Annotated in this window: 21 protein-coding genes; 15 read left to right on the forward strand and 6 right to left on the reverse strand. The window is 65.5% G+C overall.

All coding sequences use genetic code 11. The annotated features are described in order from the left end of the window. The first annotated feature begins 242 nt into the window (after nucleotides 1-242). Nucleotides 243-614: a DUF2794 domain-containing protein gene (locus tag I6F20_RS35435; RefSeq protein ID WP_036008814.1), complete on the forward strand. Its 372-nt coding sequence runs from the start codon at nucleotides 243-245 to the stop codon at nucleotides 612-614. A gap of 145 nt (nucleotides 615-759) precedes the next feature. Here I6F20_RS35435 and I6F20_RS35440 read toward each other — a convergent pair whose 3' ends face one another. The 4 genes from I6F20_RS35440 to I6F20_RS35455 all read right to left on the reverse strand — a co-directional run bounded on the left by I6F20_RS35440 (nucleotide 760) and on the right by I6F20_RS35455 (nucleotide 5897). Then, nucleotides 760-1290, reverse strand: coding sequence for a GNAT family N-acetyltransferase (locus tag I6F20_RS35440; RefSeq protein ID WP_036008811.1), 531 nt, complete (start codon nucleotides 1288-1290; stop codon nucleotides 760-762). Between the two features lie 250 nt (nucleotides 1291-1540). Continuing rightward, a complete protein-coding gene (locus I6F20_RS35445; RefSeq protein WP_036008808.1) occupies nucleotides 1541-2332 on the reverse strand; it encodes a Bax inhibitor-1/YccA family protein in 792 nt (263 codons plus the stop codon). Nucleotides 2333-2613: 281 nt separating this feature from the next. Further along, nucleotides 2614-5181, reverse strand: a complete 2568-nt coding sequence (locus I6F20_RS35450; protein ID WP_225130744.1) for an ABC transporter permease — start codon at nucleotides 5179-5181, stop codon at nucleotides 2614-2616. Further along, nucleotides 5178-5897, reverse strand: a complete 720-nt coding sequence (locus I6F20_RS35455) for an ABC transporter ATP-binding protein (protein WP_057026565.1) — start codon at nucleotides 5895-5897, stop codon at nucleotides 5178-5180. Before I6F20_RS35455 ends, I6F20_RS35450 begins: the two co-directional genes overlap by 4 nt. Before the next feature lie 55 nt (nucleotides 5898-5952). On the opposite strand from I6F20_RS35455, the gene I6F20_RS35460 reads away from it, so the two are divergent. From I6F20_RS35460 to I6F20_RS35520, 13 genes are all read left to right on the forward strand, one after another. Continuing rightward, nucleotides 5953-6588: an arylesterase gene (locus I6F20_RS35460; protein WP_036008792.1), complete on the forward strand. Its 636-nt coding sequence runs from the start codon at nucleotides 5953-5955 to the stop codon at nucleotides 6586-6588. Between the two features lie 176 nt (nucleotides 6589-6764). Beyond that, nucleotides 6765-7301: an RNA 2',3'-cyclic phosphodiesterase gene (gene thpR, locus I6F20_RS35465; protein WP_027572985.1), complete on the forward strand. Its 537-nt coding sequence runs from the start codon at nucleotides 6765-6767 to the stop codon at nucleotides 7299-7301. A 239-nt stretch (nucleotides 7302-7540) separates the two neighbouring features. Beyond that, on the forward strand, nucleotides 7541-8728 hold the full coding sequence (zapE, locus tag I6F20_RS35470) for a cell division protein ZapE (RefSeq protein ID WP_036024610.1): 1188 nt from the start codon (nucleotides 7541-7543) through the stop codon (nucleotides 8726-8728). 240 nt (nucleotides 8729-8968) lie between these two features. Further along, complete coding sequence (mdh, locus tag I6F20_RS35475) at nucleotides 8969-9937, forward strand: malate dehydrogenase (RefSeq protein WP_025032846.1); 969 nt, start codon at nucleotides 8969-8971, stop codon at nucleotides 9935-9937. 204 nt (nucleotides 9938-10141) lie between these two features. After that, on the forward strand, nucleotides 10142-11341 hold the full coding sequence (sucC, locus tag I6F20_RS35480) for an ADP-forming succinate--CoA ligase subunit beta (RefSeq protein WP_036008785.1): 1200 nt from the start codon (nucleotides 10142-10144) through the stop codon (nucleotides 11339-11341). Between the two features lie 4 nt (nucleotides 11342-11345). After that, nucleotides 11346-11825, forward strand: a complete 480-nt coding sequence (locus I6F20_RS35485) for a DUF1579 family protein (RefSeq protein ID WP_225130747.1) — start codon at nucleotides 11346-11348, stop codon at nucleotides 11823-11825. A gap of 36 nt (nucleotides 11826-11861) precedes the next feature. After that, nucleotides 11862-12746: a succinate--CoA ligase subunit alpha gene (sucD, locus tag I6F20_RS35490; protein ID WP_036008780.1), complete on the forward strand. Its 885-nt coding sequence runs from the start codon at nucleotides 11862-11864 to the stop codon at nucleotides 12744-12746. A 137-nt stretch (nucleotides 12747-12883) separates the two neighbouring features. Beyond that, nucleotides 12884-15841: a 2-oxoglutarate dehydrogenase E1 component gene (locus I6F20_RS35495; RefSeq protein WP_036008777.1), complete on the forward strand. Its 2958-nt coding sequence runs from the start codon at nucleotides 12884-12886 to the stop codon at nucleotides 15839-15841. A gap of 163 nt (nucleotides 15842-16004) precedes the next feature. Beyond that, complete coding sequence (gene odhB / locus I6F20_RS35500; protein WP_036008775.1) at nucleotides 16005-17246, forward strand: 2-oxoglutarate dehydrogenase complex dihydrolipoyllysine-residue succinyltransferase; 1242 nt, start codon at nucleotides 16005-16007, stop codon at nucleotides 17244-17246. Between the two features lie 11 nt (nucleotides 17247-17257). Beyond that, complete coding sequence (locus I6F20_RS35505; protein ID WP_225130748.1) at nucleotides 17258-17491, forward strand: hypothetical protein; 234 nt, start codon at nucleotides 17258-17260, stop codon at nucleotides 17489-17491. A gap of 25 nt (nucleotides 17492-17516) precedes the next feature. Continuing rightward, nucleotides 17517-18266: an SDR family oxidoreductase gene (locus I6F20_RS35510; protein ID WP_225130751.1), complete on the forward strand. Its 750-nt coding sequence runs from the start codon at nucleotides 17517-17519 to the stop codon at nucleotides 18264-18266. 57 nt (nucleotides 18267-18323) lie between these two features. Then, complete coding sequence (gene lpdA, locus I6F20_RS35515; RefSeq protein WP_225130753.1) at nucleotides 18324-19724, forward strand: dihydrolipoyl dehydrogenase; 1401 nt, start codon at nucleotides 18324-18326, stop codon at nucleotides 19722-19724. Between the two features lie 34 nt (nucleotides 19725-19758). Further along, entirely contained in the window at nucleotides 19759-20289 is a 531-nt protein-coding gene (locus I6F20_RS35520; protein ID WP_225130755.1) for a hypothetical protein, read from the forward strand. 189 nt (nucleotides 20290-20478) lie between these two features. Here I6F20_RS35520 and I6F20_RS35525 read toward each other — a convergent pair whose 3' ends face one another. Then, the gene (locus tag I6F20_RS35525; RefSeq protein WP_036008765.1) at nucleotides 20479-21066 is read right to left on the reverse strand and encodes a DUF4337 domain-containing protein; all 588 of its coding nucleotides are present in this window, start codon (nucleotides 21064-21066) and stop codon (nucleotides 20479-20481) included. 82 nt (nucleotides 21067-21148) lie between these two features. Further along, entirely contained in the window at nucleotides 21149-22114 is a 966-nt protein-coding gene (locus I6F20_RS35530) for a tyrosine recombinase XerC (protein ID WP_225130756.1), read from the reverse strand. Nucleotides 22115-22226: 112 nt separating this feature from the next. Between I6F20_RS35530 and I6F20_RS35535 the strand changes: the two genes are divergently transcribed. Further along, nucleotides 22227-24431, forward strand: a complete 2205-nt coding sequence (locus tag I6F20_RS35535) for a primosomal protein N' (protein ID WP_225130758.1) — start codon at nucleotides 22227-22229, stop codon at nucleotides 24429-24431. Nucleotides 24432-24454 lie beyond the last annotated feature (23 nt).

The raw sequence follows: 24454 nt of genomic DNA on the forward strand, positions 1-24454 counted from the left end.
TCGCAGTGCAGGGCGGCAGGCGGTTGGCGGAAAAGCGGCGATACTATGATTCCTGCTAACGATCCCGTGACGGTTTGCCGCGACGGAGTTCCACCCTTGCGTGTGCCCTGATGCGACGCCGATTCGATAGGTCGAGCCCCTTGCGATGCGGAACGGTTGGCGCAATCATGCAATTGTCACGAACGCGGTTCCGGGACGATCTTGGCGGACGCGGGTAGCCGTGCGATGAGGAGGCGCTTCCCATGAGTCTGACGTCGGAGGATGCCGATCCGAGCGAGCAGCGCGCGGCGGCGCGTCCTGCCGCGGCGCATGCGCAGCCGAACCGGGTGACGTTCAACCGGCTCGAGCTGCACCGGATTCTCAATCTCTACGGCCGCATGGTCGCCGACGGCGAATGGCGCGACTATGCCATCGACTTCCTGAAGGACCGCGCCGTGTTCTCGGTCTATCGCCGCGCCTCGGAAGTGCCGATCTATCGCATCGAGAAGGACCCGCGCCTGGCGCGCAAGCAGGGCATGTACAGCGTGATCTCGGCGACCGGCCTGATCCTGCGTCGCGGCCACGAGCTCGAGCGGGTGCTGCTGGTGATCGATCGCAAACTGGCGGTGGTGTAGACGAACCATCGATCGTCATTCCGGGGCGCGACGAAGTCGCGAGCTGGTGCGCAATTGCGCACCCGAGAATCCATCCCTCCACCGCCCCTGCCGTTCAATGGATTCCGGGTTCGATGCTGCGCATCGCCCCGGAATGACGGATGAACTACTTCCCCGGCACCGTGCTTGCGCCCTCGCCGAGGTCGCGTTGCATCATCACGGTGTCCAGCCAGCGGCCGAATTTCAGCCCGACACTGGGATGTGTGCCGATCATCTTGAAGCCGCACCTTGTGTGCACGCCGATCGACCCGGCATTGGCGGAATCGCCGATGACAGCGATCATCTGGCGAAAGCCGCGCGCTTCGCATTCGACGATCAGCCGTTCCAGCAGCATTGAGCCGACGCCGCGGCGGTGGAAGGACGGATCGAGATAGATCGAGTTCTCCACCGTGAAACGATAGGCGGGCCGCGGCCGGTAGGCGCCGGCATAGGCATAGCCGGCCACGCGGCCGTCCAGCATGGCGACGAAATAGGGATAGCCGCCGTCGATCAGCGCGCGATAGCGGCGCGTCATTTCCGAGAGGTCGGGCGGCTCCAGCTCGAACGTCGCCGTGCCCTCGCGGACGGCCTGCTGGTAGATGGCGGTGACGGCGGGGAGGTCGGCCTCGGTGGTGGGCCTGATATCGGGTGCGGACATGGGGGAAGGATAGAGCGTTCCCTGAGGGGCCGGAAGAGGCTGCGCTGCCTCCACACCCGTCATTGCGAGCGCAGCGAAGCAATCCAGAAATGCATCTGCGGAGGGGCTCTGGATTGCGTCGTCGCATCGGCGCAAAATTGCTGCGCAATTTTGTCGCGAGCTCCTCGCAATGACGGGGAGAGGCCGTACCCTCAAAACAAAAACCCCGGCCTTTCGGCCGGGGTTCGTGTCCGTTCTCTCGTCTCAGAGCTTACTCGCGCTGGCCGAGGAGCTGCAGCAGCAGCGTGAACAGGTTGATGAAGTTCAGGTACAGCGACAGTGCGCCGGTGATGGCCGAACGCTCTGCGACGTCACCGCCGGCCGAGGCATAGCCGTAGATGTAGTCGTTCTTCAGCCGCTGGGTATCCCAGGCGGTCAGGCCCGAGAACACCAGCACGCCGACCACCGACACGATGAACTGCAGCATCGAGCTGGCCAGGAACAGGTTCACCAGGCTGGCGAGAACGATGCCGATCAGGCCCATGAACAGGAACGAGCCCATGCCGGTCAGGTCACGCTTGGTGGTGTAGCCGTAGAGGCTCAGCGCACCGAAGGTCGCCGCGGTGATGAAGAACACCCGCACGATCGAGGTGTGCGTGAACACCAGGAAGATCGACGACAGCGAGATGCCCATCAGCGCCGCGAACACCCAGAACAGGATCTGGGCGGTCGAGGGTGCCAGACGGTTGATGCCCGCCGAGATCACGAACACCATCGCGAGCGGCGCCAGGATGAACAGCCACTTCAGGGGGCTGACGAACATGGCGTAGCCGAACGGTGTCAGGAACACCTTGCCGACGCGGACGGCGTCCGCCGTCGGAACGTCGGTCACGGCGGCCATGTAGACGCCGAGCGCGGCAAGGCCGGTGATGGCCAGGCCAATGCTCATGTAGTTGTAGATGCGCAGCATATAGGCGCGCAGGCCGGCATCGACCGTCGCGGCGTCAACACGCCCGGCGGCCCTGCCGAAAGGAGAAGCGTAGTTACGGTCTAGGTCCGACATGGTCGAATTCCCGTTGGTTGGTCCGGTCCGGCACGAGGGTCGCCATGCCGCCGGTTCGTCAAATTCTATCTCGGAGACCGCTGCCAGCCGACTGAATTTTGGCTCACAATCGGGACTCCGAACCCATCCGATATGTGGGAAACTAACACATTCGCCGCAACCTTCCACGCGCGGCTGAATGTCGCCCTCGGCGTCAATCCTGACGCGAAGTTGACGGGGTAGCGTGGTTAATCGCGGAAACCGGGCCGATTCCGGGCAGCTCGATCAGCCGCTACATTTTGTCACAAATTTCGCAACACCGTCGCGGGCTTTTTGTTCAATGCCAGCAGCGTGCCGGCAAGCCCGAGCCCGACGGTCACGACCAGCGCGGCGGCGACCACGCCGGCGGCGCTGCCGGCCTGCCAGACGAAGCTCAGCGTCATCAGCCGCGTCACGATCAGCCAGGCCGCGATGCTGCCCGCGATCACCCCGAACACCGCGGTGGCAAGGCCGATCAGCAGGTATTCGAGGGCATAGGCGCCGAGCAGCCGCAGCCGCGTCGCGCCGAGGGTCTTGAGGATTACCGCATCATAGACGCGGTGGCGGTGGCCGGCGGCGAGCGCCCCGCCCAGCACCAGGATCGCCGAGATCAGCGTCACGGCGCTGGCGCCGCGGATCGCCAGGGCCAGATTGGTCACCACAGAGCCGACCGTCTCCATCACCTCGCGCACGCGCACGCTCGTCACCATCGGATAGGCGTCGGCGACCTCCTTGATGATCCTGCCGTCGCCCGCCTTTCCGCCCGCTTCCGTCAGCGTCGCGATGTGGGTGTGCGGCGCGCCCTTGAAGGCGTTGGGCGAGAACACCAGGACGAAATTGATGCCGAGACCCTGCCAGTCGATCGTGCGCAGATTGCTGATCTTGGCCGGAATGTCGCGGCCGAGCACGTTGACCACGACCTCGTCGCCGAGCTTGAGGCCGAGCCCGTCGGCAATCTTCTTCTCCAACGAGACCAGCGGCGGGCCGGAATAATCGGCGCGCCACCATTCGCCCTCGACCACCTTGGAGCCCTTCGGCAGCTCGGCGGTGTAGGTCAGGCCGCGATCGCTCTGCAGCACCCATTCGGAATCCGTGGTCGGCTTGAGCTCCTCGGCGCGCACCCCGCGCGCGGCGACGATGCGTCCGCGCAGCATCGGCACGTCCTCGATCCTGGCGCCGGGGGCGATCTGGCGCAGATAGCCATCGAACTGCTCGGCCTGCGCGCTCGGAATGTCGATGAAGAAGAACGATGGCGCCTGGTCGGGGAGCGCCGCCAGGAACTGCCGGCGCAGATTGCCGTCGATCTGGGTGATGGTGACGAGCACGGCGAGCCCGAGCCCCAGCGACAGCACGACGGACGGCGTCAGCGCGCCCGGCCGGTGGATGTTGGCGATCGCAAGCCGCAGCATCGGCAGCCGCGTCCGTGGCAGCCGTCGTGCGATCGTCATCAGCAGGGCGGCGATGCCGCGCAGCAAGGCGAACACGACCACTGAGGAGGCCACGAACACCGCGGCGATGCGCCTGTCGAACGACAGGCCGATCACGACCGCGATGAGGAGTGCGATCACGACGGCCATGAACACGAGATAGCTCGCGCGTGGCCGGTGCCATTCGGAGCTGATGGTGTCGCGGAACAGCGCGGCCACCGGCACGTCGTGCACGCGCGCGAGCGGCCACAGGCCGAAGGCGAGCGCGGTGAGGAGGCCGTAGAGGAAGGACAGCGCGAGCTCGTCGGTGTGCACGGCCGGCACCACCGGCAGCGGCAACAGCTTGCCGAACAGGCCAACGATCGCAAAGGGCATCGCGGCGCCGAGCGCCAGGCCGATCACGGACCCGATCGCGGCCAGCAGGACCACTTGCGCCAGGTAGATGCCGAACACGTCCCGGCCGGTGGCCCCGACGGCCTTGAAGGCGGCGATCACCTCGAGCTTGCGGTCGATGTGACTCTTGACGGCATTGGCGACGCCGACGCCGCCGACTAGCAGCGCGGCAAGGCCGACCAGCGTCAGGAACTGCGTGAAGCGGTTGATGTTGCGCTCGAGCTGCGGCGAGGCGTTGGAGCGGCTGCGGATCTCCCAGCCGGCCTGCGGCGCGGCGCTGCGCGCATCCGCGATGAAGGCTTCGGTGGCGCGCTCGTTGTTAGCAGCCTCCGGCAGCTTGACCCGGTAGACCCAGCGCACCAGGCTGCCGGGCTGGATCAGGCCGGTGGCGCGCAAGGCCGCCTCGCTGATCAGAAAGCGCGGCCCGAAGCCGATGCCGCCGGCCAGCTTGTCGGGCTCGGCCTCGACGGTGGAGCGGATCTGGAACGTTGCGGACCCGATCGTGACGCGGTCGCCGGTCTTGAGCGAGAGCCGCGCCAGCAGCGTCGGATCGGCGGCGGCACCGAACGCGCCGTCGCGTTCCGCGAGCAGATCGGACATCTCCAGCTGCGGCGCAAGCTTCAACTTGCCGAGCATCGGATAGGTGTTATCGACCGCCTTCATCTCGACCAGCGCCAGCTTGCCGTCAGCCGAACGCGCCATGCCGCGCAAGGTCGCAGCCGCCGACAGCGTGCCGCGCGAACGCAGGAACGCGACCTCTTCCGGCTTGGCCTCGCGCTGGAACAGCACGAAAGAGACGTCGCCGCCAAGCAGCGTGCGGCCTTCGCGCGCGAGACCGTCGCTCAGGCTCGCGGACACCGAGCCGACGCCGGCAATCGCCATCACGCCGAGCGCGATGCAGGCGATGAAGACGTAGAAGCCGCGCAGGCCGCCGCGCAATTCACGCAAGGCGTAGCGCAGCGACAGCGCGACGGCGTTGGGCTTCGGGAACGATTCGGCCGCGGCGCTCATGCGGGCGCAGACTGCGTGTCGATGCGCCCGGAACGCAGGCGGATGACGCGATCGCAGCGATGCGCGAGCGAGGAATCGTGCGTCACCAGCACCAAGGTCATGCCGCGCTCGGCATGCTTGCTGAACAGCAGATCGACGATCTGCTTACCGGTTGCTTCGTCGAGATTGCCGGTCGGCTCGTCAGCGACCAGGATCGCGGGATCCGGCGCCAGCGCGCGGGCGAGCGCGACGCGCTGCTGCTCGCCGCCGGAGAGCTGGGTCGGATAATGATGCAGGCGGTCACCGAGCCCGACCGATTGCAGCTCCTCTGCCGCGCGCTTGGCGGCATCGGGATTGCCGGCAAGTTCGAGCGGCACAGCAACGTTCTCCAGCGCCGTCATGGTCGGGATCAGGTGAAAGGACTGGAAGACGATGCCGACCTGGCGGCCGCGGAAGCGCGCCAGCGCGTCCTCGTCGAGGGCATTGAAAGGCGTGCCATTCACCACCACCTCTCCGCTATCAGGACGTTCCAGCCCCGCCATAACCATCAGTAGCGTGGATTTGCCCGAGCCTGACGGGCCGATCAGTCCGATCGTCTCGCTCCGGCCGACCCGCAGGCTGATATCCTTGAGGATGTGAACGCGTGCCGCGCCCGTGCCCAATGAGAGGTTGACGTTGGAGATGGCGATGGTGTCCGCGGTAGCGGCGAGCGAAGAGGGGTCGATGCGAGTGTCCATGGTCCGGTCATATGGCAAGTCCGCACGCGGGGTCGAGAGGCGTTACGGATTGTTCATGCACATAGCCGTGTTGATGCTCGCCGTCATGACGATGGCGAACCCCGCTTGGGCGGGTGCGACAAAACCGGTCAAGCTGGTCGTCCTCGGCGATTCCCTAAGCGCGGGCCTTGGCCTTCCGGCCCAGGAGGCGTTCCCCCAAAAGCTTCAAAAAGCCTTGCGGGCCAAAGGCATAGAGGTCGACATGACCAATGCCGGGGTGTCCGGCGACACCACCTCGGGCGGCCGCGACCGGCTCGACTGGTCGGTGCCCGATGGAACTGACGGTGTCATCGTCGAGCTCGGCGCCAATGACGCGCTGCGCGGCATCGATCCCGACGTGGCGCGCGCCGCGCTGACCGACATCGTCCAGCGGCTCAAGGCGCGAAAGATTGCGGTCATGCTCTGCGGCATGCTGGCGCCGCCGAATTACGGCGCCGAATACGCCGCGCGCTTCAATTCGATTTATCCGGATCTGGCGAAGACATTCGACGTGCCGCTCTATCCGTTCTTCCTCGAAGGCGTCGCGGCCGAGGCCAAGCTCAACCAGGCCGACGGCATTCATCCGACCGCTGAAGGCGTCGACATCATCGTCGGCAGGATCATGCCCATGGTGGAGGCATTCATTGGCACGATCGCTGAGCAACGGCGTTGAAAACCAGGCAGCGCTAACCCTAATTCCCAGGGTTTTACCGGGGTGAGGCGCGGTGTGCTTCGCAGAGTCACACAACTGCGATAGGAATCAGGGTACCGGTGATTCGTCGCCGGCTCTAATTTGGATATGGTTCTCGCTGTTCGAGCACCGTACCCAAGCATCGGGAGTGCGAAACGATGCCGCGTTTGTTCACGGGTCTGGAAATTCCGGCCGAAATTGGCCAGTCGCTTTCCAACTTGAGAGGTGGCCTCCCCGGCGCCCGCTGGATCGATCCCGAAAATTATCACGTCACCCTGCGCTTCATCGGCGACATTGACGGGGCTTCCGCCAACGAGATCGCTTCGATGCTGTTTCGCGTCGACCGCAAGCCGTTCGAGGTGAAGGTGCAGGGGCTCACCAGCTTCGGCGGCCGCAAGCCCCGCGCGGTGGTCGCCACGATTGCGCCGAGCAAGCCGCTGATGGAATTGCAGGCCGAGCTCGAGCGCATGATGCAGCGGATCGGCCTCGACCCGGAGGGACGCAAGTTCATTCCGCACGTCACGCTTGCGAGGCTGCACGATGCCTCCGACCGCGACGTCGCCGATTATCTCTCGCTGCGCGGCTATTTCCCGAGCAAGGCGTTCATGGCCGAACGCTTCGTGCTGTTCTCCTCGCGCGCGTCCACCGGCGGCGGCCCGTATGTGGTCGAGGATGCCTACGAGCTGTGTGAGTAATTTCTTTCTTAACCTCTCCCCGCTTGCGGGGAGAGGTCGGATCGCTCTCGCGATCCGGGTGAGGGGGGCAGGTCTTTCGATGGATCTCATACGCGGATAGAGCCCCTCACCCCGACCCTCCCAGCGCGAGCGAAGCTCGTCGCGCCCCCGTAAGAACGGGGCGAGGGAGAAGAAACGCGCATACCTCTGACCCCATTTCACGGCTTGCAATTTCCGTCCGTCTCTGGCGGTAAAGAGCCATGCTCTCCACCCCAAATCCCTCATTCCGCGAGGCCTATCAGGCCGAGATCGCGTCCGGCGCGATCGAGCCGGATCCCGCGCAGGCCGAGGTCGCCGAGGCCTATGCGGCGCTGGACCTGCGGCTTTCGACCTACAAGCCCACCCGCAAGCAGGGCCTGCTCAGCCGCCTGTTCAGCTCTGGTGACAAGGACGAGGCGCCGCGCGGGCTTTACATCCACGGCGAGGTCGGCCGCGGCAAGACCATGCTGATGGACCTGTTCTTCCAGCACTCATCGGTCGAGCATAAGCGCCGCGCGCATTTCCACGAGTTCATGGCGGACGTGCACGAGCGCATCTACGATTATCGCCAGAGCATCGCGCGCGGCGAGATCGCCGACAGCGACGTCATCGCTCTGACGGCCAATGCGATCTTCGAGGAGAGCTGGCTGCTCTGCTTCGACGAATTCCACGTCACCGACATCGCGGACGCGATGATCCTGGGCCGCCTGTTCGCCAAATTGTTCGAGCTCGGCACCGTCGTGGTCGCGACCTCCAACGTCGCGCCCGACGATCTCTACAAGGGTGGCCTGAACCGCTCGCTGTTCCTGCCCTTCATCAAGCAGATCACCGACCACATGGACGTCGCGCGGCTCGATGCGCGCACCGACTTCCGCCTGGAGAAGCTGCAGGGCGTGCCGATGTGGCTGACACCGGCCGATGGCGATGCGGATGCCGCGCTCGACCGTGCCTGGAAGCGGATGACGGGCGGCGCCAAATGCCGCTCGCGTGACATTTCGATCAAGGGCCGCATTCTGCACGTGCCGTGCTCGGCCCATGGCGTGGCGCGATTCTCCTTCGCCGACCTCTGCGAGCAGCCGCTCGGTGCATCCGACTACCTCAGGCTGGCGCACGACTATCACACCCTCCTGGTCGACCATATTCCAGTGATGGACCTCTCCCAGCGCAACGCGGCCAAGCGCTTCATCACCCTGATCGATACGCTCTATGACAACGCCGTGAAGCTGATGGCCTCGGCCGACGCCAATCCGATCTCGCTCTACCTCGCGACCGATGGCACCGAGGCCATGGAGTTCAACCGGACCGCCTCGCGCCTGATCGAAATGAGCTCGGAATCCTATCTGGCGCTGCCTCACGGCCGCAAGGATTCCACCGCCAGCGGCTCGACCAAGGGCTTGGTCGAGACTTAAGTCCTATCCCCGCCGTCATTCCGGGGCGTCGCAAAGCGACGAGCCCGGAATCCATACTCCGGATGGTGGTTATGGATTCCGGGCTCGCGCTTCGCGCGCCCCGGAATGACGGCCGGGGTATGCTGGCTGCTATCTCGGCAAGCCCGACAATTGGGCATTGGGCGACTTGAACGGGGGAGACGAAAGGGATAACCACCCGTCTCAGTTTCCCCTCCTTACGTGTCTAAAGGACAGGTTCACATGGCGCGCGACAAGATTGCTTTGATTGGCTCCGGCCAGATCGGCGGAACGCTGGCTCACCTCATCGGCCTGAAAGAACTGGGCGACGTCGTGATGTTCGACATCGCCGAGGGCGTGCCGCAGGGCAAGGCGCTCGACATCGCGCAGTCCTCGCCGGTCGACGGCTTCGACGCCCACTATACCGGCGCGAACTCCTATGAGGCGCTCGACAACGCCAAAGTCTGCATCGTCACGGCCGGCGTGCCGCGCAAGCCCGGCATGAGCCGCGACGACCTCCTCTCCATCAACCTCAAGGTCATGGAGCAGGTCGGCGCCGGCATCAAGAAGTACGCCCCCGACGCCTTCGTCATCTGCATCACCAACCCGCTCGATGCCATGGTCTGGGCGCTGCAGAAGGCTTCGGGGCTGCCGCACAAGAAGGTCGTCGGCATGGCCGGCGTGCTGGATTCGGCCCGCTTCCGCTACTTCCTCGCCGACGAGTTCAACGTCTCGGTCGAGGACGTCACCGCCTTCGTGCTCGGCGGCCACGGCGACACCATGGTGCCGCTGGTGAAGTACTCCACCGTCGCCGGCATCCCGCTGCCCGACCTCGTCAAGATGGGCTGGACCTCACAGGCGCGCCTCGACGAGATCGTCGACCGCACCCGCAACGGCGGCGCCGAGATCGTCAACCTGCTCAAGACCGGCTCGGCCTTCTACGCCCCTGCCGCCTCCGCGATCGCGATGGCCGAGAGCTATCTGAAGGACAAGAAGCGCGTGCTGCCCTGCGCCGCCTATCTCAACGGCGAGTACAGCGTGAAGGACATGTATGTCGGCGTGCCCGTCGTGATCGGCGCCAAGGGCGTCGAGCGCGTGGTCGAGATCGAACTCGCCGGCAAGGACCGCGAGGCGTTTGACAAGTCGGTCGGTGCCGTGCAGGGCTTGGTCGATGCCTGCAAGAAGATCGCACCCGATCTTCTCGGCCGCTAAGGCAAAGCAATACCCGCCGAAGATCGAAACCCGGTCTTCGGCGGTTTCACTTCCGGACCCCGGCTGACCGGGGTGGGGTTCCGGTCTCGGCAGATCTCGATTGTCAAAGAATCCGGGTTGCAGTTCCTGTGGTATATGGTATGCCAGCCACAAGACTGAGGTGGGCCCATGAGGTCACCGCCCGCGGGTTCAGGGAGCGACCATATGAATATCCATGAATATCAGGCCAAAGCGCTGCTGCATGAATTCGGCGTTCCGATTTCGCGCGGCGTAGCGGTTCTCAAGGCCTCGGACTCCGACGCCGCCGCAAGACAGCTTCCCGGCCCGGTCTGGGTGGTGAAGAGCCAGATTCATGCCGGCGGGCGCGGCAAGGGCAAGTTCAAGGAGGCATCCGCCGGCGACAAAGGCGGCGTCCGCATCGCCAAGTCGGTGGAAGAGGTCAACGAATTCGCCAAGCAGATGCTGGGCGCGACGCTGGTCACCGTGCAGACGGGACCTGCCGGCAAGCAGGTCAACCGCCTCTACATCGAGGACGGCTCCGACATCGACAAGGAATTCTACCTCTCGATCCTGGTCGACCGCGAGACCTCGCGCGTCTCCTTCGTGGTGTCGACCGAGGGCGGCGTCAACATCGAGGACGTCGCGCACAACACGCCGGAGAAGATCGTGACCTTCTCGGTCGATCCGGCGACCGGCATCATGGGCCATCACGGCCGCACGGTCGCGAAGGCGCTGAATCTGTCCGGCGACCTCGCCAAGCAGGCCGAGAAGCTCACCGCGCAGCTCTACGCGGCCTTCGTCGCCAAGGACATGTCGATGCTGGAGATCAATCCGCTGGTCGTGACCAAGCAGGGCGAGCTCCGCGTGCTCGATGCCAAGGTGTCCTTCGACGACAACGCCCTGTTCCGCCATCCCGAGATCGCGGTGTCGTTGCGCGATCTGACCGAGGAAGACGCCAAGGAAATCGAGGCGTCGAAATACGATCTCAACTACGTCACGCTCGACGGCAATATCGGCTGCATGGTCAACGGCGCCGGTCTCGCCATGGCGACGATGGACATCATCAAGCTCTACGGCATGGCGCCGGCCAACTTCCTCGACGTCGGCGGCAGCGCCAGCAAGGAGAAGGTCGCGGCCGCGTTCAAGATCATCACCGCCGATCCCAACGTGAAGGGCATCCTGGTCAACATCTTCGGCGGCATCATGAAGTGCGACGTGATCGCCGAGGGCGTCACGGCTGCGGTTCGCGAGGTCGGCCTCAGCGTGCCGCTGGTGGTCCGCCTCGAAGGCACCAACGTCGAGCTCGGCAAGAAGATCATCCGTGAATCCGGACTGAACGTGGTGCCCGCCGACAATCTCGACGACGCCGCGCAGAAGATCGTGAAGGCCGTCAAGGGAGGCTAACGCCATGGCCCAGGACCATCTCGCCGCATCACCTCCGCTCCCCGAGCATGCGCGCCTCGCCGCGTTCGCCGGCGAATGGGATGGTGAGGAGATGGTCTTCCCGTCGCGCTGGACGGCGGGCGGGCCGGCGACCTCGCGCACCGTCGCGCGCATGGATCTCAACGGGTTCTATCTGATCCAAGACTCGATCCAGATGCGCGACGGTAAGCAGGTCTTCGCCACCCACGGCATCTTCACCTTCGACCGCGACGACCGGACCTACAAATTGTTCTGGTACGATTCGCTCGGCTACACGCCGCCATCGCCCGCCTCGGGCGGGTGGGCCGGCAAGACCCTGACGCTGGTGCGCGGCTCGCTCCGCGGCAATGCGCGCCACGTCTACGAGATCATCAACGAGGATTCCTACTCGTTGAAGATTCAATTCTCGCCGGACGCGGAAGGCTGGTCCGACGTCCTCACCGGCGTCTACCGCCGCATCCACTGACCCACTCACTCTGTTAGTTTCGCGAAAGCAGACCTCATGTCCATCCTGATCGACAAGAACACCAAGGTCATCTGCCAGGGCTTTACCGGCAAGAACGGCACCTTCCACTCGGAGGCCGCGATTGCCTACGGCACCAAGATGGTCGGCGGCACCTCGCCGGGCAAAGGCGGCTCGACGCATCTGGGCCTGCCGGTGTTCGACACCGTGCGCGAGGCGCGTGAGAAGACCGGCGCCGACGCGTCGGTGATCTACGTGCCGCCGCCGGGCGCAGCCGACGCGATCTGCGAAGCCATCGACGCCGAGGTCCCGCTGATCGTCTGCATCACCGAGGGCATTCCTGTGATCGACATGGTTCGCGTCAAGCGCTCGCTGCTCGGCTCCAAGTCGCGCCTGATCGGGCCGAACTGCCCGGGCGTCATGACCGCCGGCGAGTGCAAGATCGGCATCATGCCCGCCAACATCTTCAAGACCGGCTCGGTCGGCATCGTCTCCCGCTCGGGCACGCTGACCTATGAAGCCGTGTTCCAGACCTCCCAGGAAGGCCTCGGCCAGACCACCGCGGTCGGCATCGGCGGCGACCCGGTCAAGGGCACCGAGTTCATCGACGTGCTGGAGATGCTGCTCGCCGACCCCAAGACCGAATCGATCATCATGATCGGCGAGATCGGCGGTTCCGCCGAGGAGGACGCCGCCCAGTTCCTCAAGGACGAGGCCAAGCGTGGCCGCAAGAAGCCGATGGTCGGCTTCATCGCCGGCGTCACCGCCCCTCCCGGCCGCCGCATGGGTCATGCCGGCGCCATCATCTCCGGCGGCAAGGGCGATGCCGGTTCCAAGACCGAGGCGATGAAATCCGCAGGGATTACAGTGTCCCCGTCGCCCGCCCGCCTCGGCCACACGCTTGCCGAAAAATTGAAAGGCTAATTCAGTTCTTCGTGCTTTTCCGGGCGAAGTTTCGCAGCAAATAGGGTAAAGGGTGCCTGTCGCGTCGAGCCCTGTCGGGGGAGCTCGGCGCCAGCGCCGTTTGTTATGCGCGAATCGAAATCGCCAGGAACTCAAGTATGTCTCGCCAGGACGCGAACGCAGCCTTTGCCCTGTCATCCTTTTTGCAGGGCACCAACGCCACCTACATCGACGAAATCTACGCCCGCTACCAGAAGGACCCGTCCTCGGTCGATGCCGAGTGGCAGGAGTTCTTCAAGAGCCTGAACGACGCGCCGGCTGACATCAGCAAGAACGCGGAAGGCCCGTCCTGGGAGCGCGACAACTGGCCGCTGACCCCGAAGGACGATCTGACCTCCGCCCTCGACGGCAACTGGGCCGAGGTCGAGAAGACGGTCAGTGGCAAGATCGCCGCCAAGGCGCAGGCCAAGGGGGCCGACATCTCCTCCGCCGACCTGCTTCAGGCGACGCGCGATTCCGTCCGCGCCCTGATGCTGATCCGCTCCTACCGCATGCGCGGCCACTTCCACGCCAAGCTCGATCCGCTCGGCATCGAAGCCCAGCGTAACCGCGAAGAGCTCGATCCGCGCACCTACGGCTTCAGCGAAGCCGATTTCGACCGCAAGATCTTCCTCGATCACGTGCTCGGCCTCGAATACGGCACTCTGCGCGAGATCACCGCGATCTGCGAGCGCACCTACTGCCAGACGCTCGGCGTCGAGTTCATGCACATCAGCAACGCGGCGCAGAAGGCCTGGATCCAGGAGCGCATCGAGGGACCCGACAAGGAGATCTCGTTCACGCGCGAAGGCCGCAGGGCCATCCTGCAGAAGCTGATCGAAGCCGAGGGTTTCGAAAAGTTCTGCGACACCAAGTTCACCGGCACCAAGCGCTTCGGCCTCGACGGCGGTGAAGCCCTGATCCCCGCGCTCGAGCAGATCATCAAGCGCGGCGGCAATCTCGGCGTAAAGGAAATCGTGCTCGGCATGCCGCATCGCGGCCGCCTCAACGTGCTGACCCAGGTGTTGGGCAAGGCCCATCGCGCACTATTCCACGAGTTCAAGGGCGGCTCGGCCAATCCCGACGCGGTCGAAGGCTCCGGCGACGTCAAGTATCACCTCGGCGCCTCCTCGGACCGCGAGTTCGACGGCAACCGCATCCACCTGTCGCTGACCGCCAACCCCTCGCATCTCGAGATCGTCGATCCCGTCGTGCTCGGCAAGGTCCGCGCCAAGCAGGACCAGCACGGCGATCCCCCGGACATGCGCATCTCCGTGATGCCGCTCCTGATGCACGGCGACGCCGCGTTCGCCGGCCAGGGCGTGGTCGCGGAGTGTTTCGGCCTGTCTGACCTGAAGGGCTACCGCACCGGCGGCTCCGTGCACTTCATCGTCAACAACCAGATCGGCTTCACCACCTATCCGCGCTACTCGCGCTCCTCGCCCTATCCGTCGGATGTGGCGAAGATGATCGATGCGCCGATCTTCCACGTCAACGGCGACGATCCGGAAGCCGTCGTGTTCGCGGCCAAGGTCGCGACCGAATTCCGGCAGAAGTTCCACAAGCCCGTCGTCATCGACATGTGGTGCTACCGCCGCTACGGCCACAATGAGGGCGATGAGCCGGCCTTCACCCAGCCGGTGATGTACAAGCGGATCGCCGCCCATCCCTCGACGCTGACGCTCTACTCCAAGCGCCTGATCGCGGAAGGCGTCGTCACCGAGGGCGAGGTCGACAAGCTGAAGGCGGACTGGCGCGCCCGGCTCGATGCCGAGTTCGAGGCCGGCACCTCCTACAAGCCGAACAAGGCCGACTGGCTCGACGGCAAGTGGGCGGGCTTCAAGATCGCCGACCAGGAAGAGGATGCGCGGCGCGGCGTCACCGGCGTCGACATCGCCACGCTGAAGGACATCGGCCGCAAGATCACCAAGGTGCCGGACGGTTTCCGCGTTCACCGCACCATTCAGCGCTTCCTCGATAACCGCGCCAAGGCGATCGAGAGCGGCAACGGCATCGACTGGGCGACCGGCGAGGCGCTGGCGTTCTGCTCGCTGCTCAACGAAAACCACCACGTCCGCCTGTCCGGCCAGGATTCGGAACGCGGCACCTTCTCGCAGCGCCATTCGGTCCTGATCGATCAGGAGGACGAGAGCCGCTACACGCCGTTCAACCATCTCGGCCACGAGCAGGGCCATTACGAGGTCATCAACTCGCTGCTGTCGGAAGAAGCCGTGCTCGGTTTCGAATACGGCTATTCGCTCGCCGAGCCGAACACGCTGACGCTGTGGGAAGCCCAGTTCGGCGACTTCGCCAACGGCGCGCAGGTCGTGTTCGACCAGTTCATCTCCTCGGGCGAGCGCAAATGGCTGCGCATGTCCGGTCTCGTCTGCCTGTTGCCGCACGGCTATGAGGGCCAGGGGCCGGAGCACTCCTCGGCGCGCCTCGAGCGCTACTTGCAGATGTGCGCGGAAGACAACATGCAGGTGGTCTACCCGACCACGCCGGCGAACTACTTCCACGTGCTGCGCCGGCAGCTGCATCGCGAGATCCGCAAGCCGCTGATCATGATGACGCCGAAGTCGCTGCTGCGTCACAAGCGGGCGGTGTCGCGTCTGGACGAGCTCGCGAAGGGCACGACCTTCCACCGCATCCTCTACGATGACGCCCAGATGCTGCCGAACGAGGCGATCAAGCTCGTCCCTGACGAGAAGATCCGCCGCATCGTGCTGTGCTCCGGCAAGGTCTATTACGACCTCTACGAGGAGCGCGAGAAGCGCGGCATCGACGACATCTACCTGATGCGAGTCGAGCAGCTCTATCCGGTGCCGCTGAAGGCGCTGGTGGCCGAGCTGTCGCGCTTCAAGAAGGCCGAGATGGTGTGGTGCCAGGAAGAGCCCCGCAACATGGGTGCCTGGCACTTCATCGAGCCCTATCTGGAATGGGTGCTGAACCAGGTGAACGGCGCGAGCCGGCGTCCGCGTTATGTCGGCCGCGCCGCTTCCGCCGCGACCGCAACGGGTCTGATGTCCAAGCATCAGGCTCAGCTGAAGGCGTTCCTGGACGAAGCACTGAGCTGAGAAGTTTTTTTAGGACTCTGTCATGCCCCGCGAAGGCGGGGCATCCAGTACTCCGCGGCTTTCGTTCTGATCACGAAAGTCACGGCGTACTGGATTGCCCGTCTTCGCGGGCAATGACGTATGAATTCATGACCGCTACCTGCGATCCCTTGAGGAAGAGACCATGACTGAAATTCGTGTGCCGACGCTCGGCGAATCCGTCACCGAGGCCACCATCGGCCGCTGGTTCAAGAAGGCCGGCGACCCCGTCGCCGTCGACGAGCCCTTGGTGGAGCTCGAGACCGACAAGGTCACCATCGAAGTCCCCGCGCCGACCGCCGGCACGCTGAGCGAGATCATCGCTGCCGATGGTGCGACCGTTGCCGTGGGCGCGCTGCTCGGTCAGATCACCGATGGTGCCGGCGCAGCCAAGCCCGCCGCCGCGCCGGCCAAGGCTGCGGCGCCTGCAGCTGCTGCCGCCGCTCCCGCGCCGGCTCCCGCTGCCGCGAAGGCGCCGCCGGCCGATGCGCCGCTCGCGCCGTCGGTGCGCAAGCTCTCCGCCGAGACCGGCATCGACGCCTCGACCGTGCCGGGCTCCGGCAAGGACGGCCGCGTCACCAAGGGCGACATGCTGGCCGCCATCGAGCGCGCCGCCTCGGCGCCGACGCCGGTCAACCAGCCCGCCGCCGCCGTGCAGGTCCGCAGCCCCTCGCCGGCCGATGACGCCGCCCGCGAAGAGCGCGTCAAGATGACCCGGCTGCGCCAGACCATCGCGCGCCGGCTCAAGGACGTGCAGAACACCGCCGCCATGCTCACGACCTTCAACGAGGTCGACATGACCAACGTCATGGCGCTGCGCGCACACTACAAGGACGCGTTCGAGAAGAAGCACGGCGCCAAGCTCGGCTTCATGGGCTTCTTCACCAAGGCCGTCGTGCAGGCGCTGAAGGACATCCCGGCCGTCAACGCCGAGATCGACGGCAGCGACCTGATCTACAAGAACTACTACCACATCGGCGTCGCCGTCGGCACCGACAAGGGCCTGGTCGTGCCCGTGGTGCGCGACTGCGACCACAAGTCGATCTCCGACATCGAGAAGAGCATCGCCGATTTCGGCCGCCGCGCCCGTGACGGCCAGCTCAAGATCGACGAGATGCAGGGCGGCACCTTCACCATCACCAATGGCGGCATCTACGGCTCGCTGATGTCGACCCCGATTCTGAACGCGCCGCAGTCCGGCATCCTCGGCATGCACAAGATCCAGGAGCGGCCGATGGTCGTCGGCGGCAAGATCGAGGTCCGCCCGATGATGTATCTGGCGCTGTCCTACGATCACCGCGTCATCGACGGCAAGGAAGCCGTCACCTTCCTGGTCCGCGTCAAGGAGAGCCTGGAAGATCCGGCGCGCCTGGTGCTGGACCTCTAAGGGAGCCGACGATGGGGGAGCCGTCGCTCGCGCATGCGCTCATCTCCATGGTGCCGCTCCTGCTGACCACCCTTATCTTTTTCTTCTTTGCGATTCCGATTAGTCGCAGGAAAGGTAAGGGGGTCGGCTTCGCGGCCTTGTGCCTGATCCCGTTTCTCACGCCCTTCATTCTGTTCCATTTGATCAGCTTGACGGACAAGTCCGTGCTTGATCGCTTGGCGCCTCTTGAGGGCAGGACGTCGTAGTGCGCTCGAACTCGTGGGGATTGATGTGACGGATAAAGTCGTTGTCATCACCGGCGGCAGCCGCGGCATCGGGCGGGCGACCGCACTTGCGGCGGCCGCGCGCGGTTTTCGCGTCGTGGTTGGCTATGCCAGCAACAAGCAGGCGGCCGACGAGGTGGTCGCGCAGATCGCGGCCAGCAACGGCAAGGCCATCGCTGTGAAATGCGATGTCGCCGAGGAAAGCGACATCCTCAATCTGTTCGAGGAGGCCGACAAGTTCGGCACGCTCGGGGCGCTCGTCAACAATGGCGGCATCGTCGGCAAGAGCGGCGTGCGCGTCGACGAGATGTCGGCCGAGCGCATCCAGCGCGTGATGGCGGTGAACGTCACCGGCTCCATCCTCTGCGCGCGCGAGGCGGTGAAGCGGATGTCGACCAAGCACGGCGGCACGGGCGGCGTCATCGTCAACCTGTCGTCCGTCGCAGCGCGGCTCGGCGCACCCAACACCTATGTCGACTATGCCGCGTCCAAGGGCGCGGTCGATTCCTTCACCGTCGGCCTCGGCTATGAGGTCGCGGGCGAGGGCATCCGCGTCGCCGCGATCCGTCCCGGCCTGATCGACACCGACATCCACGCTACCGGTGGCGAGCCCGACCGCGCCCATCGCCTGGCCCATCTGGTGCCGATGAAGCGCGTCGGCACCGCCGATGAAATCGCCAATGCCATCGTCTGGCTGATCTCGGACGAGGCCTCCTACGTCACCTCAGCCATTCTCGATGTGTCCGGCGGACGCTGACGCGCCGCGCGGACGCTGAGCATCCTCACCACGCCTAACATTACGGGACTTTCTCTCATGGCTACCTACGATCTCGTCGTCATCGGCACCGGACCGGGCGGTTATGTCTGCGCGGTACGCGCGAGCCAGCTCGGCATGAAGGTCGCCGTGGTCGAAAAGAACGCGACCCTCGGCGGCACCTGCCTCAATGTCGGCTGCATGCCGTCGAAGGCGCTGCTGCACGCCTCCGAAATGTTCGAGGAAGCCGGCCATTCCTTCGCCAAGATGGGCGTCTCGGTCTCCTCGCCGAAGCTCGATCTGCCCGCGATGATGAACTTCAAGCAGCAGGGCATCGACGGCAACGTCAAGGGCGTCGAGTTCCTGATGAAGAAGAACAAGATCGACGTGCTCAAGGGCGCCGGCAAGATCTTGGGCACCGGCAAGGTCGAGGTCTCCGCCGACGGCAAGTCGCAGGTTGTCGAGACCAAGAACATCGTGATCGCCACCGGCTCCGACATCGCGCGCCTGAAGGGCATCGAGATCGACGAGAAGCGCATCGTGTCCTCGACCGGCGCGCTGTCGCTGGAGAAGGTGCCAGGCAGATTGCTGGTCATTGGCGCCGGCGTGATCGGGCTCGAACTCGGCTCCGTGTGGCGCCGGCTCGGATCCGAAGTCATGGTGGTTGAATTCCTCGATCGCATCCTGCCCGGCATGGACGGCGAGATCGCCAAGCAATTCCAGCGCATCCTTGAAAAGCAGGGATTTGCATTCAAGCTGGGCTCGAAGGTGACCGGCGTCGAGATGAACAGCAAGGCATTGCTTGCGAAAATCGAACCGGCTTCCGGCGGTGCCGCCGAGACCATCGAAGCCGACGTCGTGCTCGTCTGCATCGGCCGCGTGCCCTACACCGACGGTCTCGGCCTCAAGGAAGCCGGTGTCGCGCTGGACGCGCGCGGCCGGGTGCAGATCGATTCGCATTTCGCCACCAGCCTGAAGGGCGTCTATGCCATCGGCGACGTCGTCGCAGGCCCCATGCTCGCGCACAAGGCCGAGGACGAGGGCGTCGCGGTCGCCGAGATCATCGCAGGCCAAGCCGGCCACGTGAATTACGATGTGATCCCGGGCGTCGTGTATACCACGCCGGAAGTGTCCTCCGTCGGCAAGACCGAGGAGGAACTCAAGCAGGCGGGCGTGGCTTACACGGTCGGAAAGTTTCCGTTCACCGCCAACGGCCGCTCCAAGGTCAACCAGACCACTGACGGCTTTGTGAAGATTCTGGCGGATGCCAAGACCGATCGCGTGCTCGGCGTCCACATCATCGGCCGCGAAGCCGGCGAAATGATCCATGAAGCGTGTGTTCTGATGGAATTCGGCGGCAGTGCGGAAGATCTCGCGCGCACCTGCCACGCCCATCCGACCCGCTCGGAGGCCGTCAAGGAAGCCGCGCTTGCGGTCGGCAAGCGCGCCATCCATATGTAGCGAAGCGCCCAGCGCCGAACCGGGCGGGAAACACATGCTGCGCCGCCTACTTCAACCGGTCTGGGTCCTGCTCGCGATCGTCTTCCTGATCGAAGCCTGGCTGTGGGACCATCTCGAGCCGATCGTTGCCAGGATCGTCGCGGCCATCCCGCTGGCGCGCTTCAAGCATTGGCTGACGGAGCGCGTCGATGCGCTCTCGCCGGCCATGACGCTAGTCGTGTTCGCGGTGCCCGTCGTCCCGCTGTTTCCGCTCAAGCTGGTCGGGCTGTGGTTGCTCGCGCATGAATACTGGACCGGCGCGTTCGTCACGATCGTGTTCGGAAAGCTCGTCGGCGTCGGCGTCACCGCCTTCGTGTTCGACGTCACGCGCGCCAAGCTGCTGGAGATGCGCTGGTTCGAGCGGATCTACGCCCTGGTGCTGAGGGTGCGCGCCAAGGCCGCCGAGCTGGTCGAACCGATCAAGCGCCACATCCGCGAGCTGATCGCCGGCAACGGCGAAGGCTGGTCCTACCGCACGCTGCGTATGATCCAGCGCTTCAGGAAGAGCGTGCATCAGGCGCGGTGATCTTCGCCACCACAAGGACCGTCCGTAGCCCGGATGGAGCGCAGCGCAATCCGGGACAGGCGTCCCCGCTCTATCCTCCGTCATTGCGAGCGCAGCGAAGCAATCCAGTATCTTTCCCCGGAGGCAGTCTGGATTGCTTCGTCGCAAGGGCTCCTCGCAATGACGCGGTGAGAACCCGGCCTCAACACCTCAATGCAAATGCAACAGATGCGGCCACCACAGGCCGAGCGCGGTCATGAACAGGCCGGCGATCGTCAGCGCGCCGCCGACATAGGCGAGCGCGATCATGCCGGTGATGATGGTGGCGGACGCCAGCACGATGCCGATCTGGAAGGCGGCCGAGGCCAGCTCGAAATGATGGTATTTCGCGGTCGCCTCGTCGCGGGCGTGTTCGGCGTGCTTGGCCTTGTCCGCAAGCTGCTCGGTGCCTTCGCCGGTCTCGGGCTCGGAGCGGTAGCGCTGCGCGGTCTTGGTCCAGTCGTCGATCTGCTTCTGCACGGCGGGCTTCTGCGCCTCGGCCGCGGCGGCCAGTGTCAGCTTGCCCTGCTCCGCCGCGGTCACCACCACGGTGCGGCGGATGCTCTTGGCCTGGAAGAACGCCCAGAGATTGGCGGCCTCGACGTTCTTGCTGATCGATTCGGTCTGGGCACCCTTGCCGAGCGTCTCCGAGATCGCCAGGAACAGCGCCAGCACGGCGATCAGAAGGGCGATCTTCTTGTTCGAGCCGGACGCGTGTTCGGCGTGCTCGGCATGCTCCATGCTTTCATGTGCGCCCATAAATGTCTCCTGTGCTGGTTCCCACGATTTGACCGAACCGTGGGCGCTGCGCAAGAGGCACGCGAGCTATGACGAGAGTGTGTCAGCGCCGCGGATGGGCGCTGGCATACACCTCGAGCAGCCGCTCGGAATCGATGCCGGTATAGACCTGCGTGGTCGACAGCGAGGAATGGCCGAGCAACTCCTGGATCGCGCGCAGATCGCCGCCGCGCGAGAGCAGATGCGTGGCGAAGGAATGCCGCAGCGCGTGCGGCGTGGCGCTGTCGGGAAGTCCCAGCGCGCCGCGCAGCCGCTCCATCGCGAGCTGGATGATGCGCGGGCTCAAGGGGCCGCCGCGTGCGCCGACGAAGATCGGTCCTTCCGCCGGCAGCGGATACGGACACATCGCGACATATTCCTGCACCAGCGCGAGCACGTTCTGCAGCACGGGCACCATGCGGGTCTTGTTGCCTTTGCCTGTCACGACCAGCACGTCGCCTTCGCCGGGCTTCGGCACCTCGCGGCGCTTGAGACCCAGCGCCTCGGAGATGCGCAGGCCCGAGCCATAGAGCAGCGCCATCACCGCGGCGTCGCGTGCAAGGATCCAGGTCTCGCGCTCCTCGCCGGCGCGCTCGTCGGCATCGGCCAGACGTTTGGCCGAGGCCATCGGCAGCGGCTTCGGCAGGCTCTTGGCGACCTTCGGCGCGCGGATCGCCGACAATGCGCCGACCTTGCCCTTGCCCTCGCGCTCCAGAAAACGTCCGAACGAGCGCAGGCCCGCCAGGGCGCGCATCAGGCTGCGGCCGGCGATGTCGTCGGCGCGGCGCATCGCCATGAAGGCGCGCACGTCGGTGGCTTCCAGCGCTGCAAAGCGCTCGAGCGTGACGCGCTCGCCCCAATGGCCATAGAGGAAATCCAGGCATTGCCGCAGATCGCGGCCATAGGCCTCCAGCGTCTTCGGCGACAGCCGCCGCTCGGCGCCGAGATGCGACAGCCAGCGCGCCATCTCCTGCGCGATCGAGGGATCGGCGCTGGCGAGCTCGATGTGTGGGGCGGCCGCTTTGCTCATGCGCTCTGGACGTGGTGATTCCGCACAGTATATCGCATCACACTCGTTTATCGTTCGCTAAGGCCGCCGCGCGGCGCTAGCCTGAAGGCCTCAAGGTTCCGATTCCCCGCTCATGGACCAATCGCCGCGCAACGACACCGCCCCCGCCACCCGCATGGTCGATGTGCTGGTGCCGGTCGCGCTCGACCAGACCTATTCCTACAAGGTGCCGCGCGGCATGGAGCTGAAGGCTGGCGATCTCATCAGTGTGCCGCTCGGTCCGCGCGAGGTGCTGGCCGTGGTCTGGGGCGAGAACGCCAATCCCGATCCGCGCCTGCATAACCGCCTCAAGGAGGTCAGCGAGAAGCTCGACATTCCGCCGCTCAAGCCGGAGCTGCGCTCGGTGGTGGACTGGGTCGCAAACTACACGCTGAGCCCGCGCGGCATGGTGCTGCGCATGTGCCTGCGCATGGGCGAAAATCTCGGCCCGGAGCGGGTGCGCGCCGGCGTGCGCCTGACCGGCGATCCGCCGAAGCGCCTGACACCGGCGCGCCAGCGCGTTATCACGCTGCTGTCGGACCGGCTGCTGCACGGCAAGTCCGAGGCGGCCAAGGAGGCCGGCGTCTCCTCGGGCGTGATCGACGGCCTCGTCGATGAAGGCACGCTCACGGTTGAGCCAATGCCGCCGCCGCCTCCGCCGCCGGCACCCGATCCGGAATTCGGCCGGCCGGATTTTTCGCCGCTGCAGCGTGCCGGTGTGGATGCGATGCGCGCGCTCGCGGCCAACGGCACCTTCCATGTCGCGCTGCTCGACGGCGTCACCGGCTCGGGCAAGACCGAGGTCTATTTCGAAGCGGTCGCCGAGGTGATCCGCCGCGGCAAGCAGGCGCTGATCCTGATGCCGGAGATCGCGCTGACCGGCCAGTTCCTCGATCGCTTCGCGCAGCGTTTTGGCGTGCGGCCGATCGAATGGCATTCCGAGCTCACCCCGCGCACCCGCGCGCGCAATTGGGCCGCGATCTCCGAAGGTTCGGCGCCGGTCGTGGTCGGCGCGCGTTCGGCGCTGTTTCTCCCTTACGCCAATCTTGGCCTCATCGTCGTCGATGAGGAGCACGACCAGGCCTACAAGCAGGACGACGGCGTGCACTACCACGCCCGTGACATGGCGGTGGTGCGCGGACATATCGCAAAGATTCCGGTCGTGCTGGCCTCCGCGACGCCGTCGGTGGAATCCGAGGTCAATGCGCGCAAGAACCGCTATCAGCGCATCGCGCTGCCCTCGCGCTTCGGCGGCCAGCACATGCCGCATATCGAGGCCATCGATTTGCGCCGCGAGCCGCCCGCGCGCGGCCGCTTCATCTCGCCGCGGCTCGCCGGCGAGATCAGGACCGCGATCGAGCGGCGCGAGCAGGCGCTGCTCTTCCTCAATCGCCGCGGCTATGCGCCGCTGACGCTGTGCCGTGCCTGCGGCCATCGCTTCGCCTGCACCATCTGCGATGCCTGGCTGGTCGATCATCGCTTTCGCCAGCGCCTCGTCTGTCACCATTGCGGCTTCTCGATGCCGCGCCCGCATGTCTGCCCGAACTGTTCGGCCGAGGAATCGCTGGTCGCGGTCGGCCCCGGCGTGGAGCGCCTGCAGGAGGAGGCGGCCGCGGTGTTCCCGCAAGCGCGCACCATGGTGCTGTCGAGCGATCTCATCACCTCGATCGAGACGATGCGAAGCGAGCTCGCCGAGATCGCGGAGGGCCGCGTCGACATCATCATCGGCACGCAGCTCGTGGCCAAAGGGCACAACTTCCCGCGGCTCAATCTGGTCGGCGTGGTCGATGCCGATCTCGGCCTTTCCAACGGCGATCCGCGCGCGGCGGAGCGCACCTGGCAATTGCTCAACCAGGTGATCGGCCGCGCCGGCCGCGAGCAGGGCCGCGGCGTCGGCTATCTCCAGACCCATCAGCCCGACCATCCCGTGATGCGGGCGCTGATCGCCTGCGACCGCGAGGCCTTCTACGACAGCGAGATCGAGCTGCGCGAGAAGACGCTCTATCCGCCATTCGGCCGGCTCGCCAGCCTGATCATCTCCGCTGGCGATCGCCCGGGCGCCGAGGGCTTCGGCCGTAAGCTCGTCGCGCTCGCGCCGCGCGACGAGCGCGTCGTCGTGCTCGGCCCCGCCGAAGCGCCGCTCGCCGTCATCAAGGGCCGCTACCGCTTCCGCATCCTGGTGAAATCGGCGCGCGGTTTCGACCTGTCGGACTATTTGCGCAACTGGCTCGCGGTCTGCCCGAAGCCGACGGGCAACCTGAAGCTGGAAGTCGACGTCGATCCGCAGAGCTTTTTGTAGGGCCACCGCAGCCATAGCCTCCG

Source organism: Bradyrhizobium sp. IC3123, assembly GCF_020193625.1.
GTDB classification, from domain to species: Bacteria; Pseudomonadota; Alphaproteobacteria; order Rhizobiales; family Xanthobacteraceae; genus Bradyrhizobium; species Bradyrhizobium yuanmingense.